The sequence below is a fragment of the Dyadobacter sp. HNCC25DJ183 genome (assembly GCF_056895175.1).
Genome location: NZ_JBXHAP010000019.1, coordinates 1 through 947 on the forward strand (window position 1 = coordinate 1; position 947 = coordinate 947).

Below are 947 nucleotides of genomic sequence, written 5' to 3' on the forward strand. Positions count from 1 at the left end.
GGCACCCTCTTTCGTTTGAATTATTCGGGCAGAAAATTATCGGTCGATATCCTTCATCAAAAGCTAAAAGGCTTTCTAAGCTATTATTTAGGATTTAGCCTGCCTAGGCTGCTCTTTTTCTGATATTTTGGGCGATTGCGATCAACCCCCACTCGATTTCCACCTTTTGTTTGCCGCGAAGCATAAACCTACGAAAACCGTGATTGGCTTTTATATTACCGAACACAGGTTCGACATCGAAGCACCGCTTCTTTCGTTTGGCAACCCCTTCTTCACTTTTAAGTAGCTGTTCGGCTTGCTGCTTTTGTCTTTCCAGGTTGACATTAATTTGGATAATCCTATCATGTTGTGATTTGTGGCAGGCGCCGTTCAAGGGGCAATTCTGGCAGTTTTTAGCTTTGTAAAGCCTTGTGGCCTGCTCAAAACCGGTTGTAGTCTTTCTTTTCCTGTCGCCGATATAAGCCATTTTCTGGCCCATCGGGCATATGTAATGGTCCTGCTCGGGGTTATAGTAAAGCTTATCAGAAGCAAATGGATGCTTTTTATTGAAGGAATGGTTCTGTTGCTTGTCAAATAAGTTATATTTCACAAAGGCCGTCACATTCTTTTCTTCCAACATTGTATAGTTTTCCTCTGAACCATAACCTGCATCCGCGGTGAGCGATTTAGGGGCAGCGCCAAAGCTTTTTTCATGTTGTTCCAAGTGGGTTGCCAGTGTGTTGGTATCAGTCGTGTTAGCATGTACGGTATAATTAACAATGAACTGGTTGGATGTCGATATCTGCACATTATAGGCTGGTTTGAGCTGGCCATTTTTCATGTGATCTTCTTTCAACTTCATAAATGTCGCGTCAGGATCGGTCTTACTGTAACTGTTGCGCTCTCCTAAAATGGCCTCTTGCTGCTCGTATCGAGCAATATTGGCCGGATAATATTGGGTCACGTAA

1 protein-coding gene is annotated in these 947 nt (G+C 43.3%); it reads right to left on the reverse strand.

Going from position 1 to position 947, the window contains the following annotated elements; all coding sequences use genetic code 11:
- Window positions 1–103 precede the first annotated feature (103 nt).
- On the reverse strand, window positions 104–947 hold an 844-nt coding region (locus tag AC1XTG_RS25570; RefSeq protein ID WP_484843891.1), incomplete at its 5' end, for a transposase.